Source organism: Pseudomonas sp. JL27(2026) (genome assembly GCF_056933555.1).
The window spans coordinates 5,850,760-5,866,961 of record NZ_CM167794.1 but is presented as its reverse complement, the minus strand read 5'-3'; the positions used below and the strand labels follow the sequence as shown (position 1 = coordinate 5,866,961).

The window sequence follows — 16,202 nt, the reverse complement described above, 5'->3', positions numbered from 1 at the left end:
ACCGAACAGGGAGCAAGCCATGTTCAACCCTTCTAACGAAACGCATTTCAGCCTGACCGTCGAAGACTACAAGGGCGACCTGCAAGTGTTGGCGTTCACCGGCACCGAAGGCATCAGCCAGACATTCAGGTTTGACCTGGAACTGGTCAGCGAAGACCCCGATCTGGACCTGGAAAAGCTCCTGCACAAACAGGCATTTCTAGCATTCGACCCGCAAGGCAGTGGCATCCACGGGCAGATCTACCGCGTGGCCCAGGGGGATACTGGCAAACGCCTGACCCGCTACAAAGTGTCACTGGTGCCGCAAATGGAATACCTGCGCCATCGGGTCAACCAGCGAATTTTCCAGAACCTCAGCGCACCCAAAATCATCGCCCAGGTCCTGGAAGAGCACGGCATCCAGAGCAACGCCTACCAGTTCCAGCTCAGCGTGCCGTGCCCGGATCGCGTGTACTGCGTGCAGTACGACGAATCCGACCTGCACTTCATCCAGCGTCTGTGCGAGGAAGAGGGCATTCACTACCACTTCCAGCACAGCAGGAAATCGCACCTGCTGATGTTCGGCGATGACCAGACCGTGTTTCCGAAACTCGGCCAGCCCACAGCGTATGTGCAGGGCAGCGGCATGGTCGCGGATGAGCCGGTGATCAAGGGCTTCAAGCTGCGCCTGGAAACCCGCACCAGCCGCACCACGCGGCGCGACTACGACTTTGAAAAACCGCACCTGCAACTGGAGTCGGCCTACAAGCCCGAAGCCAAAAGCGAAGAGCCGGACCTCGAAGACTACGACTACCCTGGCCGTTTCACCGAACGCCCGCGCGGCAAGGTCCTCAGCCAACGTGCGCTGGAGCGTCATCGCGCCGACTACCGTCAGGCCGAAGGCCATGGCGACCAGACGACGCTGGTCAGCGGCCACTTCGTGGAGCTGTCCGATCACCCGCGCAGCGAGTGGAACGACCTCTGGTTGCTGACCGAAGTGTTCCACGAAGGCAAACAGCCGCAAGTCCTCGAAGAGTCGGTGACCAGCGACACCACCGACAACAAGGACGACTTCCATCAGGGCTACCGCAACCGCTTTTTCGCCACACCGTGGGACGTGTTCTATCGCCCGGCGCTCAAACACGGCAAACCCCGGGTACTCGGCAGCCAGACCGCCACCGTCACCGGCCCCAAGGGTGAAGAGATTCACTGCGACCAGTACGGCCGCATCAAGGTCCAGTTTCACTGGGACCGCGAGGGCCAGGCCGACGACAAAACCAGTTGCTGGATGCGCGTCTCCAGCAGTTGGGCCGGCGACCGCTACGGCGCCATCGTCATCCCGCGTATCGGCATGGAAGTGCTCATCACCTTCCTGGAAGGCGACCCCGACCAACCGCTGGTGACCGGCTGCCTGTACCACAAGGAAAACGTCGTCCCCTACGCCTTGCCGGCCAACAAAACCCGCACCGTGTTCAAAACCCTCAGCTCACCGGGCGGTGGTGGCTACAACGAACTGCGCATCGAAGACAAAAAAGGCGCCGAACAGATCTACCTGCACGCCCAGCGCGACTGGGACGAAAACATCGAGCACGACCAGAAAATCCGCGTGGGCCACGAACGTCACGACACCGTGGAAAACTCCACCTACACCGAACTCAAAGCCGAAGAACACCGCACCACCGTGGCCGACCGCAAAGTGGAGGCCCGCCTGGACGACCACCAGACCGTCGGCGTCAGCCAACACATCAAACTCGGCACCGCCCAACTGACCAGCGCCGGCCGCGAAATCCACCTCAAGGCCGGCAGCAAAATCGTCATCGAGGCCGGCATGGAACTCACCCTCAAGGCCGGCGGCAGCTTCATCAAACTCGACGCCGGCGGCGTGACCGTCATGGGCCCGGTGGTGAAACTGAATGCCGGCGGCGCGGCGGGGAGTGGGACGGGGATTGGGATCAAGGCACCTGCGATACCCCTGATTGCGGATCAGGCACGGGCAGGGAACATTCTCAAGAATCAGGCGGTAGAGAACTTCTACGGGCAACTCAGGTTTGTGACCAGTACGGGCGTGCCTTTCAGCGCCATCGGTGCCGCGTTCATTTTGCCGAATACCCCGGCGCCACTGACCTTTCGTAGTGACGCAGAGGGTCTGTCTCCCAATGTGAAAGCAGAGGCCGTACAAACCGCTGAAGTTCATTTGATGTGGGATGACTTCGAAGTACCAGACGGCTCCGATGATTACGAAAAGGGTCAGAAGCAATGAAACCTACACCTGTTACTTGCCTGGATATCAGCAAGCAAAAAGACGCAATGCCCCATGAAATCTGCATCAGTTGTTCACAGTCTTGGTCAATCGCTCAAATGGAAGCTATCAGGCGATTGAGCGTCAATGAGAAGAGTTTCTGGACGGGTAAGAACAAATTGACACTGGTGAGTGATTTCAGTGTGCGCGCAGCGCGTATTGCTGGGAACTACGCCCGCTTCTACCTGGAAACTGAAGAGGGTGGGAAACCGGAACTCAAAGGACGTTACTACTGGATGGGGCTCGCTTCGTTTGCCAGTAAACAAGTCAAGTGCGGTCTCGATTTTACTGCAAAGATGACAAAAGTTTCGGCTGCGACAGTTCCAGTTGCAATGGCCCCCTTATTAGTAGGCAAGAATGGTCTCGGTAAAGGGAATTTTTGGCTATTTCAAGATATTTTCTGCTGGCATTGGCTTTATAACAAATGCCCCGACGAATTTTTCAAGTGCTCATCAGTTCGTGATGTCGAGTTGTACGAAGAGGCCGCTAAAAAGGTGGTCAAAGATTTGCCTTGGTCAAAGGTGGCACTGAGTTCAGTCAATAACCTGAAAATCACGAGCGAAATTACCAGCGCATTCAAGCTGATTAGAAAAGTAGAAGGGCTACCAGAAGGTGACGCCAAGGAAGAACAGAAGCTGAAATCGTTGTTGGTGATTGCGGATCACGAGCAGCTTAAAATACTACAGCCGCTTATTTATGAAAGTTTTACATTTCAAAAGATTCTCGACGGCCAGGCTATAATGGAAGGGGTTCCATATGTACCTCTTCGGTCTGCTGCATTTGATGTGGCATGCGATGTTGAATCGGCCGAACATCGTGTTCAGATGCATAAAGGAAAGCTTTATGAGGCGCGAGATCGAATGAAATTTATCGGTGAAATTGCAGATCAGTATCATAAACTCATGCTCACTCAGAAGAAACATATGGAAGGGGTGATCTCTCAAATTGCCTCTTGGAGTAGTAAAGTGTGAGAGGTGTATTTTTAGCGGTATGTTTGTTTCTAAGTGGCTGTGATGACGCTCGTAATGTTGAGAGTTCAAAAATGACAATGGAAGGCAAGGTGGTTGAAGTACAGATTGGCGCTCCGGTACAAGGGGTGCTGGAAAGCAGTCCTATAAAGTTTTCATCTGACTGTCTGGATGCGGTCAATATGTGCTGGTACAAGATCAAGTACCGAAGCGGCGAGCCGTCGTTTCCAACCGTGCGGGTGGTTCAAGGGAAGTCGGCCTTGACACTTGAGTCAGTAACGGATGTGAGCATTGTTGATGCAAGTATTAATAAGAATGTTGAAGACTTTAGTGTCACATTGCTAGGGCTGCCGGATGACAGTCCTCATGATGAAAACAGAAAGCTTGTATATAAGCTGATGGGTGACTTGAAGTCTGCTGGCTGGAAGAAATACTACTACCCCGCCGATCCAAGAATTCCAGGCTCCGAACTCGGGAAGCTGCATTCGGAAGACGATATGTTTGGTGAGTTCTCTTTGTCTCAACCGAGATTTGATCCAGATATTGAACTTGATATGCAGCAGTGGTTAAGCGTTGACCGGTTTTATAGTTGGTATCTGTATCAGGATGATGCGCGTGTGAAGTTGAAAGTACAGCGTCGGGATTCTGATAGCTCACCTCAGGAAAACGGCACTTACTTAATAGCTCTGGAGTTCACGTCGCTGGATTACAATTGGCGGATAGACGCAAAGGAAGAGGATCGCGCTCACTGGCTGGAGCTCTTTCCTGCTCGCCTGAAATCTCTGCAGCTTCGTCGCGACGCGGCCGAAAAGCGGGCAAGAGCCGCGGGTGTGGCCATAGATGAAAGTTATGAACCTCCGAAAATTGAGCGGCTGAAGTGAGCCAAGAGATAGATATGACCTTTCCAGGGGTATCCGATGCTCATAATAGAATACAGTTTGTGGAGTGATGAATGAGTTTTAGGGACTTGGTTGCAGTCGTGATCGTGCTCTTTTGCAGCGCGTCAGCTTATGCTGAGTCGACGACCTTTAATCCGAACAAAGAAACCACTGTAACGCTTACGCAAGACGGATCAAGTCTAACGGTGAGCGCGGAAAGTAATGGCCATTCCGAAACAAGAAAAATAGTGATTCAAGCTGAAAAAAAGTTGCATCTGGAGATAGATGATTTCAACTTTGATGGGGTGAAGGATTTCGCCGTTTGGCATTTCGACGATGGAATGGGTGTTTATACCATCTTTAGGGTATTTGTTTATAAGCCTGAGGTAGGGTTTTTTGAGGAACAGAGGCCAGCTTGTAGCGATGAATTTATAAACCTGAAAGTGGATAAGAAGAATAAACTGCTAAAAAGCACCTACTATAAAGGCAATGAGCCGACGCTGTGCATTACAAAGCTATCCAAAAAATGATGTTGGTGATTTTTACGTGCTGAATGGGTTCCTCATCTGAGCTATTAGTTTCTCGATGGTGAGTAGCAAGATAATGGAAATAGGCTGATGAAGCATATTGCAGTACTGTGTTTTTTATTGTTCTGTGCCTCGGCCTCATCAGAGGGGCTCGAGAATAGTCTGGAATGTAAACCCGGGGCAGAAGGAGGGCTGACTCTTTTCTCGGCGGAACATGAGTTTGTTATAAGTAGTTCCGAGAGAGACTGTCAGTCAGCATTTACCTTTAAAACGTATCCCGGCAAAACTGGCGCGACTCTGATATTCGCCTGGCCACCCAGTGACGAATTCGGGTTGAATGCTCAACGCTATGTGTACTCTGTCATGCCCGGGAAGAAAGAGGCTATCCACATCGGCTATATTCCTGCGGGTGCTGACGAAATCGAAGATAAAGTATTCAAGCACGTGCTTCAGGAGGGCGGATCAATCTATGAAACCCGCTATCGAATAGAGAGCGACAAGGTCTCTACGTTGTCCCCGGTGAAGGAACTCATCATTGCTGACACGCTATGCATTTATCCACAAAGAAACAGCCACCAGTGCGAGCAGATGACCGGGACGTTTGAAAATCTGGTGTGTGTCATGAACTATGGCGAGCGTAAAGTGCTCGCTGATATTTCAGCGTGCGCTGGCATGATTGACCAATGAGTACTGAGGCATTACTCGGTGGCTTCCCAGGTCGCCAACATTCATAAGGCTGGAAACGAAAATTAAAAGAAACTTACTGCCGCTGCTTTTTCTGTATCCACGCCCTGCACGTGGTGTGTGTGGTCGCCCATGGTGAAAATATACCGTGTCGTTATGTTGTCGATGCTATCTGCGCTCGCCAGCGCTTGCGTCCACGCACAGCCGTTAGAAGCCTGCGGTGTTGCTGTTCCGGATATCCCAGGTTTTGAACTGAGTGTCACGCAGGAAGACGGTATCTGTTACGGCAAATTGGCTTCGAGGGTGGCGTTGACCCCTGGGATTCTGGAAGAAGAAAACACCTTCATGATCCAGCCCGTGCCCTTTCAACAGCAGATCGAAGCCTCGGGGCGCTTTGATGCGATGCATCACTATCGGTACCGCTATGACGTTGACGAGGTGATTACCCAGATGTCCGGGACTTCTGAAGGGGCCATCGAGCAACGCCGGTTGCTGGGAACTGCGTTTGTGCGCATCACCATGTCGCCGTTTGTGTTGTGGGCGTCCGAGGAGGCGATAAGCCAGGCGATGCAGAAGTTCTCGATTCCGCGCACGGGTTTGTTGATGGACTGCTTTTACGGTGTAGCCGGTGTGGGTGAGGTCAGCGTGACGCTGTCTGCGTGTGTGCCGAGGTCGACCGATTCTGCCGACCCGAGCATTGATGACATTAAGTCCGCCTTCAACCAGCTAGCCATGGCGGGTGTTAAGCCGCTGTAGCGCGTCCCACTGTCGTTCTTTTCTTTCATGCTTGTAGTCAGGCAGCCGATATGACGAGCGTCAGAAGGCGTGGGTTGCATCACGCCGCGTTGAAGGAAATGTCCTGGCAGACAGACATCGATAACGAAATGCTGTAGTAAAGGCGCTCCGGCCTGGCAGAGGGTCGGGGTTGATAAGGAAGGCTGAGTAAAAAGCATGGACGGTGTGTTGAAGAACAAGTGGTTTTCAAAAGCGCGGGTACTGGCCGCGCTCGTGTGCGCAGCCCTTCACGGGCAGGCGTATGCCGCCGAACTGGCGTGCCCTTCGCTGGATTTTCCGACGTTCCTGAGGGCGTTTTCTGTCAGCGAGGCGCTGCAACGGCAGTTCACCGCGCCCACGGTTCGCGCCATGACGCTGCAACCGGCCAAAACCGATCTGGTCGGCCCCCAGACTCGCCCGATTGACCGCACACAACTGACGTTCCCGGTGATTGCGCCCGTCAGCGCGGCACCCGACGAAGGCCTTGAAACTTCGTTCCTCAAGCAGGACCGCGTCAGCCTGGTCGACAAGCGCGCCGGTAACAGCGACATCAAGGTGTACACCTTTACCCGTCAGGCGTGCTGGGTTCTGAGCGGTGTGGCGGACTGGTCCATTACCGAGGCCAATTTCCACCCTTCGCTGAAACCGGGCATGAGCCCCGCCGACAGTTTTTGCTACCAGAAGGCGATGGCCTATGGGACGTTGATCGACGTGCACCCCGCACTGATGGTCGAGTTCTACGCCGCGATGCTGGACAACTTTGTGTGCGCCGCCGCGTCGGGCAATCCAGATGCCAGCGTCGCCGCCGCGAGCCTGAGTTTATCGGGGATGGCACCGCAGTTGCCGACGCCTCAAGTGGAAGCCTTCTTCAAAGCAGCCGCGACCGCATCGGCCGAAGGCGTCCTAAGCCTGTCTCTTTTCTATTGTGACGGTAACAACATCGCCAGTTCCGGCCCATGCCTGGACCCTGCGCGCGCCGAGCAAGTGCTTCTTGACGCGGCGCCCAAGGGCTGGCCGGAGGTTGCCAGCCACCTGGGTTATTCCTTTGAAAAAGGCGAACTGGTCACCCACGATGTGGCCAGGGCGCTCGCGTGTTATCAGTTGGCGATTGAGGGCGGCAGCGACAGCGCCCGCATGCGCTTAGAGCGACTACGCAAACAACGTGCAGACTTGCCGGCCGCCAGTTTCTGCTACTGACGCAGGCCAGTGTTAAAGGATGAAGACGGGTTATGAGCATGAGTCATCGACAGCACGCGTTCGCGATGTCTTATTACAGCAAGTCGATAGGGCTCTACGACGCCACCGAGGCGCGTTGGGCGGGACAAACGATGCAGGCTGACTCGCCCGAGCAGGAGCGAGCGCTGCGCACCGGTTACTTCAAAGAGGTCGCGTTCAAGGGGTTGTTGCTCAGTTATACCGCCGGGGAACCCATTGGTTCGCTGGTGGGGCGCCTGGAGAAACTCATTCACTGTTATGAGTTGTATCAACAGGCACTGGCGGTTGAAGAGAGCAGCCCTGACATCTCCCCGCTGGCCATTGATGACTGGCCTGGCGAGTACGAAGAGTGCGTGCAAGTCATCAGCTTGTGCATCTTGTTGCAGCGTACCGACCTGTTAGTGCGCTTTGTGCGGTTGATCGACAACGCCGGTTACGCCCACGAAGACACGCTCTATGAAGACTTGTTGTGCAAGTTGCTACCGGGCCGTGGCGATGTCGATGAGTGGTATCACGCGCTCTATACGCCCTTGATCAAGTCTATTTATGCCGACACACCGCAGGAGTCTGCGGCGTTATTGAAGCAGTACTGCACGGCGTGGTACCCGGCCTTCAAAGCGCTACAGGTTAGTTGGTACGACAGTCATCTCGAGATTGAAGAGGACGATGGCGATTACGTCGGTTACTGGGCGTTAGAGGCGGGTGCCATTGCATTTTTGTATGGCATTGACGACAGCAAGATCGATTCCAGGGTCTATCCCAAAGACTTGGTTGAATACGCACGAGAGCATTCAAACCCCGGACAGGCAGGGGCGCGTTAGTGTGAAAGTGTATTGGCTGATCATGCTGCTTTGTCTGGCCGGGTGCGATGGCGCTCAAAAGTCGACCCCGGCGAAGTGGCATCCGCCGCCCGTGAAAATCCAGCTGGGCACCTCTGTCGACGGGCTGTTGAAGCAACTGTTTTTCCCGTTCACCAGTGATTGCCTGAAAGCGGTCAACCTGTGTTGGTATGAACTGACATTTGTCGATAAAAAGCCCTTGGACGTCACCCTCACACAGCCGGGTCAGTCGCTGGTGTTGCGTCAGGTCATTGGTTTGCAAGTGCTCGCGAACCGTGAGGTCAGCCAGAACGTCGATGAGCTGGACATTACCCTTCGGGGTTTACCCGATGGCAGCAGTCATGAGGCCAATAGACAATGGGTGTATGCACTGCTGGGTGATTTGAAAGCGGCGGGCTGGAAGAAATACTACTTCCCCTCGGACCCACGCATTGCCGGTTCGCAACTCGAAAAGTTCGAGTGGAAAGACAATGTGTTTGGTCAGCAAACGTTGACTCACCCCTTGTTTGACCCCGATGTGCAGATGAGCCTTGAACGTTGGATGGCAGTAAATGGTTTTTATGACTGGTACTTGTACAGCGGCAGGTTCATTGCCCATGTGAGGGTGTGGCGCCTGGGCGTTGCCAATGAGTCTTCTCGCCCAGGCTCGTACCTGACGAGCATCGAGTTCAGTTCCCTTGATACGTTCTGGCGAACAGACTTTCCGGAAGCGGATCGGCCGAACTGGAAGGCATTGTTTGCCGACCACGTGCGGCAACTTTTGGCACGGCGTCAGGCCACTGAAGCCAAGGCCCGGGCGGCTGGTGTAGCGATTGACGAGGGTTACGAGGGGCCTGCGGGCGAAAGGATTCAGTAGTTGACGGCTTTTTGAGTAAAGACACGCGGCATTACGTTTCCAGGGAATGAGTTTTTGAAGAGCACACGGCAGCGGTTTCTCACCGAGCAGCGATTGAGCAACTTTCACAGGGATCATGCGCGGGATATCGAGTTTGCTCGGACGCACCTGTTCGAGGCGGACTCTCCCGAGCAGGAACTCTCGCTCAAGGCCGGTTATTTTCAGGAGGCCGCGCTGGATGAAATCCTGATCCGCTACACCGCAGGTGAGGCGATCGATTCGTTGGCGCCCTGTCTTGAAGTCCTGATCGACACGTTTGAGGACTATCGAGAAAAGTTGGCCGTGTATGAACAGATGCCTGACATGGCGCCTCTGGATATTGCCAACGACCTGTTTCACTACGAAACCTGTGTTCAGGTGATCAGCCTGTGTGTACTGCTGTTGCGAACGGATTTGCTGAAAAGATTTGTCGCGCTGTTCGATAACGCCGGTTTTGCCGGTGACGATACGTTGTACGAAGACTTGTTGAGCAAGGTGCTGCCTGACCGGCATGACGTTGACGAGTGGCATCACGAGCACTATTCGCCGTTGGTCCACGCTGTTTATGAAGAGGAACCGGCAGAGGCTTCACAGCTGTTGCAGCACTATTGCGACAGTTGGTATGACGCGTTCGAACACGCCCCCTGGCATGACACGCACCTGATGGGTGATAGAGGCAGTTACGTCGGGTATTGGGCGTTAGAGGCGGCGGCCATTGCGTTCTTGTATGGCATTGATGATAGCCAGGTCGACTGCTGGGTTTATCCGAAGGACCTGGTTCAATACGCTCGAAACCACTCACGTTGATCAGGAAGATGAAAATGAAGAAGCTGGGTTTGCTGGTGATGTGTCTGCTGCCGTTACCGGCTTACAGTGAAGTCATGACGGAAGTGTATTGCTTCAGTTCGGCCGACAAGGCACCGAAAAACTTCGAGTTCAGGTTCAACTACGACACGTCGGCCAAATGGACGGTGGGCTACTTGAAATATGCGGACGCGCCTCGTCAGATCACCCTGGCCGCGCGCGACGCGCAGTGGGATGAGTCAGACCCGCAACGGCCGGACGATGTGGCCAATAGTTGGCTTGAAGTGACCACTGGCAAAGTGACCGGCGAATATGAAATGGTGACTGAGGCGGGGGCGATTAACGCCATGGTTTACACCCGTTACGCCGACAAGAAGAAAACGACATTCAACCGTAGCAAGACGGTCGATGGCTCTCTGGAAGAGGGGTGCCAGTGGTAAGCGCTTATTGCGATCAAAACAAAGTAAGCGGTATTGGTTTGCAATAGCGCCCCCCATTTTCCCTGACGGCAGGTTGCAAGGATCGCATGAAGATTTTCCGGGTTTCACTGTGTGCCGCTGCACTGTACGTCACCACCGCGTGCGCGGAATCAGACTTCGTGCGTGTTGACGCGCAGCTTCCCGACAGCATGGTGGCGGCTATTGCCAAGAACAGTGAGATGTTGCCTGGCCAGATTCATTGGGTGCCGGGCGGTGCCTTGAGTTGGAGCGGTGGTTACATCGCTACCGTGGTGTTTGAAGATTCCAACCCCAACTGCGCGATCTTTACCTACAGCAACAACGTCTTGAGTACAGTGTTCGCCGGCGTGCCCTGCACGTTTAAAGGCCCGCCCACCGTCAAGTTCGCAAGAAACATCAAGGTGCCGGACATTGTCTATGCCGTTCAATTGTCCAATCAGGGCGTAATGGTGGACGAAGGCGTGGCGCTCTACTTTGATGCCGAGAAAAATACGTTCTGTGAAAGTCGTCACCTTTCTAACTGGTACATGTTCGGCAACAAGCAGCGACTGCCCAGCGTGGATGATGGTCATTGCTCCGGGTTCTATTAGTTGAAGGAAGTCATCATGCCGCGCCTGATTGTTCAAAGCCTTATTGCCGGGATGTTGGCTGCGTCAGTGGCCACGGGCGCGCTTGCGTCGAGTACGTGCAACCCCGACAGCCAGAGCAATCCGGACATCATCACCTGCTCTCAACAGGCACTTGATCGGCTGGACCGTGTGCTCAACGAGCAATACAAGGCGTTGGTCAGCGAGTCTCCCGGCCCTCGCAAATCCGACCTGTTGTCCGTCCAGCGAAGCTGGCTGGCTTTCAGGGACCGGTACTGCGAAGACGTTTACCAAAGTACTTTCCCCGGTCAGGAAGCGCCCATCGACAAGATTGCCTGCCTGAGGCAACTCACCAGTGCGCGGGTCAACGAGCTGGTGTACTTGCGTAGCGGGTTTGTCGGGGATGGTTTTTACAAGGTGGCCGCGGTACTGGGCGCGCAGAGTGTTCAACCATTCCTGGTGTTGCCGGTGGGCGTGAACCCGCAGTGGGATGAGTACGCCAGCCAACACTGCGCTATGACCCGAACGCTGTTGCGGGAAGAGACGTCGCGCTGCCTCGCCAGAATGCAATTTCACCTGCCAATCAACTGATGGTTTGGCCTTACAGAGCGATACCCATGAAGAACGTACTCGCAGTGCTGTTGTTGGTTCCCGCCCTGGCGGTGGCAGCTGCCGAGCCCGAGTTGTGCAAAACACAGTCCGGGCCTTATTACTTCCTGTCGTCGTGGAAGGAGGGCAACAGCACCGTAACGTCGATGGCCGCGGTGGAAGATGACAAGTTATCAACCGAACAGGGTGACGTGGTCTACACCGGTGATTTAAACGGCGACGGCAGGGACGATTTCATTTTCAACTCCTACAGCAGCCATGGATCCGCCGGCGATACGACGCACTCGGTGTATGTGCAGTGCCGCGGGTATTTGAAGTTTGCGGGGGGGGAGTACTTCGCACGGGCAGAAGTGCCGCCCGAGGACCCACAGTTCAAAAGCGAGTACCGCGAGATCGTGTTCTATTCCTATAAGCGTGGTGCTTCCGCGCAGATTCTCTACAAGAACAACGAAGCTTTGGTCACGCCCCATATCTGGAACTTCAATCCCGAAACCCAGCGGTACGAAGGCGAGTCCGAGTGAGGTTGTTTACACATAAAACCCTTGCTGGCATTGGATGGGGGGTCGCCGTTGCCTGTGTTCCCTCGCTGGCGTGGCCCGCGCCTGCTGACGCTGTTGTACTGGGTAATCAGCCCGGTGCAGTTCAGTCCGTGCAAGGCCCGGCCAGCGTGCTTGTTGCATTGAATGAATGCCCGTTTTCACTGGCACTGGCGAAAGGTCAGTACCTTCGGTTCAACACCCCGGACGTGGTGTTTGTCCAGTCTGCAACGACGCTCAACGAGCGGAATATGCCGCATCTATGGCAGGCCGAAACGTACGCCGGGTATGAGTGGCAATTCAGGAAACCGGGTGGCTTGGCGGATACCTGGTTTGGTGTGATGTGTGAAGACACGGCGAGCTTTTCGTTGCTCAAGCCTGAGGTCGCGGGCCCGGAGTCGGAGGTCAGCCCCGGACTTCAGGTCATCAGGGACAGCAACGACCTCAAGTGCCCGGCGACCCTGACCCGCAGTGGTTGGGCGCCGACCCAGCGCGCCGGGCGACCGGAAGACTATGTGTTTGAGCCACTGAGCGGGCCGGACTGGAGCGGTTTCGTCCTGGGCTACCGCAACAGGGCCGGGAAGACGTTCGCACGTGTCAGTTTTTGCCTGGTTCACGACGACCAGGTCCTGGTGGGCGCCGCCGAGAACGACGCACGTCCGCTGAAGTTGAGCAGGCAAGCCTTCGAAGACATCAAGAAAACGCTGTTGGCTGTCAGGTTTCAGAGCGCAGCGGCTGCAAGGAATGAACCATGAAAAATCTCCCATTGGCGGTCGTACTGCTGGGCACTGGCCTGATCGCACAAACCACGATGGCGACCCCCGCGTGCCCGTCCACGGATTTTGTGCCGTTTGTTTCTGCCTATTCAGAGAGCCAGGCCCTGCAACGCACGTTTGTACGCCTGCCGCTGCAAACCCTGCTGACGGTGAATGCCGACCCCGAACCGCAGCAGCAACGGCGCAAACTCGGTGCCGGGCAGTTGACGTTCCCGCTGATGCCGGACGCCGCGAGCCGGCAGGCCAAGGGCCTTGTATTGCGGGTGACGCAACCGGCCGAGGGCAAGGGAGTGGTGATACTGGAAAAACCCGATACGGATTATCAGGTCGAGTACCGGTTTGTGTTCGATCAGTGCTGGGTGCTGCGCGAGCGGCTGGATTATTCGCTGTAAGGGTCGATGTTGATTGGCGACTGCATAAGGAGTTTTCGCAGTGAATGTTGCTTCAATAGCGCGTTGTTTCAAGGGCGCACCCGTGCGCTGGGGAGTCTCGCTGATGGCATTACTGTTGGTGTTGCACGTAGCCCCGGCAGCGGCCAGCGGGCCCGACCTGGCGCAAGCGTACCTCATCGACTCCCACCGAATCGGCAAGGTGGTTGCGCGGTACGTGATGACGTTTCGCGACGAATGCATGGATGTTCAGGTGATGGACCCTGATGGCCACTGGAAAGTGTTGTCTGCCCGGCGGTTTTGCAGTTTTGAAGGCAAGTCGTTCAACGACGGGTTTGCGCATGCAGGATTTGAGGACTTGAGGTTTGCTGAGGATGGACTGCACGCGACATTGGTGACCTTTGCGCTGCGTGGGGCGGGAGAAGAACGGCGCGCCTGCCTGATTCCGGTTCAGGGGACGAAGGTCAAGGCAATGCAATGTGCAGAGCCAGAAATCCGTTGAGGCGGTACAGGAGCAATGAAATGAAGCAGTCGTTGTATGCGGTGGTGGTTGCGCTGGCCGGTGTGTTGCTGGCGCCTGGGGTGTCGGCCGAGGAGCGCAGTGTCAGTGGCGAGGGCTGTTACGGCTATTTGACCGAACTGGTCAGGAGCAGCAATTTCCCGTTTCGCTACGTGACCCGGGACAAGGTCAACCTGCTGATCGATGAGGATGACGGGGAGAAGGTCAGGCTTCAGCTGTTCTTTGACACGGACGGCACGGGGACGATCGGCTGGGCGGTGTATACCCCGGCGACCCGTGAGCTTGTGGATATCTCGGCAGATCCCGAGGAACCGGTGGTGTTGAAATACGATAGCAAGTTCGCGCTGCAGTACGCGAAATGCCTGACAGGAAAGCGAGTGTCTTAGGGCGTGTGCGAACCATGACTTGGTGGTCATCTGCCGCAAAAACCGGCTGATCTTCTTCTAACGCTGCACTACGGTGGCGTTCTTTCGCCAAGCCGCTACACTGCGCCAGCCGTTCATTTTTCTTTGAGGCTTGCGCATGAAATTTCGTTTTCTTCTCTGGATGCTGGGTGTGTTGATGGCCAAGGCCAGCAAGCGCAACCCGGCGTTCCAGCAGCAGTTGGGTGACAAAGAGCTGGTGTTCCAGTTACAGACACTGGATGGCAAGGTGGCGCGGCACTTCCGGGTGAAGGATCAGCGTATTACCAGCCAGTCCGGGGTTTACCCCGAGCCGGCGTTCGCCATTGCGTTCAAGGACGCCGCGTATGGCTTTGCCACGATGCAGGCGAAGAACAAGCAGTTGGCGTTCATGACCGGGATTCAGGACAAGTCGATTCAGATCAAGGGCAACCCGGCACTGGTGATCTGGTTCCAGGGGCTGACCAAGTATTTGAAGCCCAGGAAGAAGGCTCAAACAGGTCGTTAAAAGCCGATTCGGCTCAATAAGCCAGTAATCTGTCTCTAAAAGACTATAGCGCTGTCATTTATGACAGGTGTTGTCAGTTTCTCCTCGTGTTTGACTCTGGTCATTGTCCCCTAATTGGCCAATTCCGACTCAACACGATGGAGCGTACTCATGAACCAGATACAAGTAAAAGCCACGGCAGGCACCCTTGATCCTGTTTTTGCTGAGAAGGGTGTGCTGTGGTTGCCGCTCCCTAAGATTCCTGGAGACATAGCTCGGGCTATTCTTGCACTTCCTCAAAACAAGACCCTCGCCGTCATACCGTGGCTCGGGAGCGAAAACCCGATCGCGGTGGTGCGGTTGAATGAGGACGGAACACTTGATACCCAGTATGGCAACGAACAATCAGGATACGTTGAGTTGCTTTTCGAAGGGATCGAGCTTAACTCCGCAAATTTGAAACTCAGTGCGCTAGCCGATGGTGGATGCGTCATTTTCGGTCTAGGCAAATCAAAGGGCTCTGGGGGGTTGGTCGTCATCCGGCTACGCCAGGATGGCAACCTTGAGGAGTCTTTTGGTGATGGTGGTGCACGCTTTATTCCTGAGGTGGATTATCGACTGGGGCAGCACGGGGAGGACGTTCGAGTTGTTGAGGGGGATGAAGATGACGCCAATGGAGCCTCCACAGTACAAGGCAATGGGGGGCTTTCAGCGGCTGAGGATCTGAACGGCAAGATCGTTCTGTCCGCCAACACTTTAAATTTTGGTCCCCGTCAAAGGACGGTTGTACTGCGTCTGAATTCGGATGGCTCGCCAGACAAAAGCTTCAACGGTCGCGGTTTGGCGATGGTCGAATTTCGGGGTGTTGAGGGCTACCTGTGGACCAGCGGCAGGGGGGTCGCAGTTCAGGCGGACGGTAAAGTGTTGGTGTGTGGCCAATGCGGCAATAACGAAAGTCGTGCAGTCTTTGTGATGCGTTTCGACGCAGACGGCCAAATCGACGTCGAATTTAATCGTGACCGTACGGTGATCATTACCTCTCCCGAATGGATCGACTTTAGCTCTATCAGTGTAAGAAAAACTGCTGTTGGAGATGAACGGATTGTAATGGTGGGCGAAGCACGCAGGAATGACGTAGATAGTGGGTTGATCGTCGTCTTGAATACCAGCGGATCTTACAATCTTGTATTCAATAACGGAGAGCCCTTGTTCTCTACTCTACTTTTTGAACAGTTGTATTGGCGACAATGCGTATTGCAGGCCGATGGCTCAATCGTTGCTGTGGGACGCGCCAATGTAGCAGGCAATCAAAAAAGTGTTGCGGTGACGGCACGATATCGTACGGATGGCTCTTTAGATCCTACCTTTAACGATGGCAAAGGCTTTGCTGTTTTCGAGAGTGAGTACGGGACTCAACTTTCGGATGGTGCGGTAGTCATGGAGGACCGCCGGATTGTTATCTGCGGTATGTGGTCAGGCCCCAATATCACCTTCGGCGGTTGGGTGTTGCGCTACCTGGGTTAGAACGGTCAGTTATACCGAGGTGGATTCATCGCGAGCAGGCTCGCTCCCACAAGGATCACCAGCATCCTGTGGGA

At 54.9% G+C, this 16,202-nt stretch carries 20 protein-coding genes; all 20 read left to right on the top strand.

What is annotated here, in order from left to right; translation table 11 throughout:
- Positions 1-19 precede the first annotated feature (19 nt).
- The 20 genes from AC1Z1G_RS26950 to AC1Z1G_RS26855 all read left to right on the top strand — a co-directional run bounded on the left by AC1Z1G_RS26950 (position 20) and on the right by AC1Z1G_RS26855 (position 16,128).
- Complete coding sequence (locus AC1Z1G_RS26950; RefSeq protein ID WP_483623591.1) at positions 20-2,239, top strand: type VI secretion system Vgr family protein; 2,220 nt, start codon at positions 20-22, stop codon at positions 2,237-2,239.
- Positions 2,236-3,249, top strand: coding sequence for a DUF2515 family protein (locus tag AC1Z1G_RS26945; RefSeq protein ID WP_483623589.1), 1,014 nt, complete (start codon positions 2,236-2,238; stop codon positions 3,247-3,249). Before AC1Z1G_RS26950 ends, AC1Z1G_RS26945 begins: the two co-directional genes overlap by 4 nt.
- A 71-nt stretch (positions 3,250-3,320) precedes the next feature.
- Positions 3,321-4,127, top strand: coding sequence for a hypothetical protein (locus AC1Z1G_RS26940; protein WP_483623588.1), 807 nt, complete (start codon positions 3,321-3,323; stop codon positions 4,125-4,127).
- Positions 4,128-4,198: 71 nt separating this feature from the next.
- Complete coding sequence (locus AC1Z1G_RS26935; protein ID WP_483623586.1) at positions 4,199-4,654, top strand: XAC2610-related protein; 456 nt, start codon at positions 4,199-4,201, stop codon at positions 4,652-4,654.
- An 87-nt stretch (positions 4,655-4,741) separates the two neighbouring features.
- Positions 4,742-5,338, top strand: coding sequence for a hypothetical protein (locus AC1Z1G_RS26930; RefSeq protein ID WP_483623585.1), 597 nt, complete (start codon positions 4,742-4,744; stop codon positions 5,336-5,338).
- A 153-nt stretch (positions 5,339-5,491) separates the two neighbouring features.
- Positions 5,492-6,091 (top strand): hypothetical protein, encoded by a 600-nt coding sequence (locus AC1Z1G_RS26925; RefSeq protein ID WP_483623583.1) that lies wholly within the window; start codon positions 5,492-5,494, stop codon positions 6,089-6,091.
- A 195-nt stretch (positions 6,092-6,286) separates the two neighbouring features.
- A complete protein-coding gene (locus tag AC1Z1G_RS26920) occupies positions 6,287-7,306 on the top strand; it encodes an SEL1-like repeat protein (protein ID WP_483623581.1) in 1,020 nt (339 codons plus the stop codon).
- Between the two features lie 38 nt (positions 7,307-7,344).
- Positions 7,345-8,145 carry a PoNe immunity protein domain-containing protein gene (locus AC1Z1G_RS26915; protein ID WP_483623579.1) on the top strand — a complete coding sequence of 267 codons (801 nt, stop codon included), beginning with the start codon at positions 7,345-7,347 and terminating at the stop codon, positions 8,143-8,145.
- A 1-nt stretch (position 8,146) separates the two neighbouring features.
- Complete coding sequence (locus tag AC1Z1G_RS26910; RefSeq protein WP_483628015.1) at positions 8,147-9,019, top strand: hypothetical protein; 873 nt, start codon at positions 8,147-8,149, stop codon at positions 9,017-9,019.
- A 54-nt stretch (positions 9,020-9,073) separates the two neighbouring features.
- Positions 9,074-9,844, top strand: a complete 771-nt coding sequence (locus AC1Z1G_RS26905; protein WP_483623577.1) for a PoNe immunity protein domain-containing protein — start codon at positions 9,074-9,076, stop codon at positions 9,842-9,844.
- Between the two features lie 14 nt (positions 9,845-9,858).
- A complete protein-coding gene (locus AC1Z1G_RS26900; protein ID WP_483623576.1) occupies positions 9,859-10,281 on the top strand; it encodes a hypothetical protein in 423 nt (140 codons plus the stop codon).
- A gap of 86 nt (positions 10,282-10,367) precedes the next feature.
- Positions 10,368-10,889, top strand: coding sequence for a hypothetical protein (locus tag AC1Z1G_RS26895; RefSeq protein WP_483623574.1), 522 nt, complete (start codon positions 10,368-10,370; stop codon positions 10,887-10,889).
- 15 nt (positions 10,890-10,904) lie between these two features.
- On the top strand, positions 10,905-11,477 hold the full coding sequence (locus AC1Z1G_RS26890) for a lysozyme inhibitor LprI family protein (protein ID WP_483623572.1): 573 nt from the start codon (positions 10,905-10,907) through the stop codon (positions 11,475-11,477).
- A gap of 26 nt (positions 11,478-11,503) precedes the next feature.
- Complete coding sequence (locus AC1Z1G_RS26885; protein ID WP_483623570.1) at positions 11,504-12,016, top strand: FG-GAP repeat protein; 513 nt, start codon at positions 11,504-11,506, stop codon at positions 12,014-12,016.
- Between the two features lie 146 nt (positions 12,017-12,162).
- Entirely contained in the window at positions 12,163-12,786 is a 624-nt protein-coding gene (locus tag AC1Z1G_RS26880) for a hypothetical protein (RefSeq protein WP_483623568.1), read from the top strand.
- On the top strand, positions 12,783-13,199 hold the full coding sequence (locus AC1Z1G_RS26875) for a hypothetical protein (RefSeq protein ID WP_483623567.1): 417 nt from the start codon (positions 12,783-12,785) through the stop codon (positions 13,197-13,199). Before AC1Z1G_RS26880 ends, AC1Z1G_RS26875 begins: the two co-directional genes overlap by 4 nt.
- A 103-nt stretch (positions 13,200-13,302) precedes the next feature.
- A complete protein-coding gene (locus AC1Z1G_RS26870; RefSeq protein ID WP_483623566.1) occupies positions 13,303-13,698 on the top strand; it encodes a hypothetical protein in 396 nt (131 codons plus the stop codon).
- A 20-nt stretch (positions 13,699-13,718) separates the two neighbouring features.
- A complete protein-coding gene (locus AC1Z1G_RS26865) occupies positions 13,719-14,102 on the top strand; it encodes a hypothetical protein (protein ID WP_483623565.1) in 384 nt (127 codons plus the stop codon).
- Positions 14,103-14,238: 136 nt separating this feature from the next.
- Positions 14,239-14,625, top strand: a complete 387-nt coding sequence (locus tag AC1Z1G_RS26860; protein WP_483623564.1) for a helicase — start codon at positions 14,239-14,241, stop codon at positions 14,623-14,625.
- Positions 14,626-14,775: 150 nt separating this feature from the next.
- The gene (locus AC1Z1G_RS26855) at positions 14,776-16,128 is read left to right on the top strand and encodes a hypothetical protein (RefSeq protein ID WP_483623562.1); all 1,353 of its coding nucleotides are present in this window, start codon (positions 14,776-14,778) and stop codon (positions 16,126-16,128) included.
- Positions 16,129-16,202 lie beyond the last annotated feature (74 nt).

Coding starts and splice junctions, on each gene's coding strand:
- AC1Z1G_RS26920 (WP_483623581.1), top strand. CDS start 6,287: ATGGACGGTGTGTTGAAGAACAAGTGGTTTTCAAAAGCGCGGGTACTG.
- AC1Z1G_RS26900 (WP_483623576.1), top strand. CDS start 9,859: ATGAAGAAGCTGGGTTTGCTGGTGATGTGTCTGCTGCCGTTACCGGCT.
- AC1Z1G_RS26950 (WP_483623591.1), top strand. CDS start 20: ATGTTCAACCCTTCTAACGAAACGCATTTCAGCCTGACCGTCGAAGAC.
- AC1Z1G_RS26860 (WP_483623564.1), top strand. CDS start 14,239: ATGAAATTTCGTTTTCTTCTCTGGATGCTGGGTGTGTTGATGGCCAAG.
- AC1Z1G_RS26885 (WP_483623570.1), top strand. CDS start 11,504: ATGAAGAACGTACTCGCAGTGCTGTTGTTGGTTCCCGCCCTGGCGGTG.
- AC1Z1G_RS26925 (WP_483623583.1), top strand. CDS start 5,492: ATGTTGTCGATGCTATCTGCGCTCGCCAGCGCTTGCGTCCACGCACAG.
- AC1Z1G_RS26940 (WP_483623588.1), top strand. CDS start 3,321: ATGACAATGGAAGGCAAGGTGGTTGAAGTACAGATTGGCGCTCCGGTA.
- AC1Z1G_RS26855 (WP_483623562.1), top strand. CDS start 14,776: ATGAACCAGATACAAGTAAAAGCCACGGCAGGCACCCTTGATCCTGTT.
- AC1Z1G_RS26875 (WP_483623567.1), top strand. CDS start 12,783: ATGAAAAATCTCCCATTGGCGGTCGTACTGCTGGGCACTGGCCTGATC.
- AC1Z1G_RS26915 (WP_483623579.1), top strand. CDS start 7,345: ATGAGTCATCGACAGCACGCGTTCGCGATGTCTTATTACAGCAAGTCG.
- AC1Z1G_RS26895 (WP_483623574.1), top strand. CDS start 10,368: ATGAAGATTTTCCGGGTTTCACTGTGTGCCGCTGCACTGTACGTCACC.
- AC1Z1G_RS26935 (WP_483623586.1), top strand. CDS start 4,199: ATGAGTTTTAGGGACTTGGTTGCAGTCGTGATCGTGCTCTTTTGCAGC.
- AC1Z1G_RS26945 (WP_483623589.1), top strand. CDS start 2,236: ATGAAACCTACACCTGTTACTTGCCTGGATATCAGCAAGCAAAAAGAC.
- AC1Z1G_RS26930 (WP_483623585.1), top strand. CDS start 4,742: ATGAAGCATATTGCAGTACTGTGTTTTTTATTGTTCTGTGCCTCGGCC.
- AC1Z1G_RS26890 (WP_483623572.1), top strand. CDS start 10,905: ATGCCGCGCCTGATTGTTCAAAGCCTTATTGCCGGGATGTTGGCTGCG.
- AC1Z1G_RS26865 (WP_483623565.1), top strand. CDS start 13,719: ATGAAGCAGTCGTTGTATGCGGTGGTGGTTGCGCTGGCCGGTGTGTTG.
- AC1Z1G_RS26870 (WP_483623566.1), top strand. CDS start 13,303: ATGGCATTACTGTTGGTGTTGCACGTAGCCCCGGCAGCGGCCAGCGGG.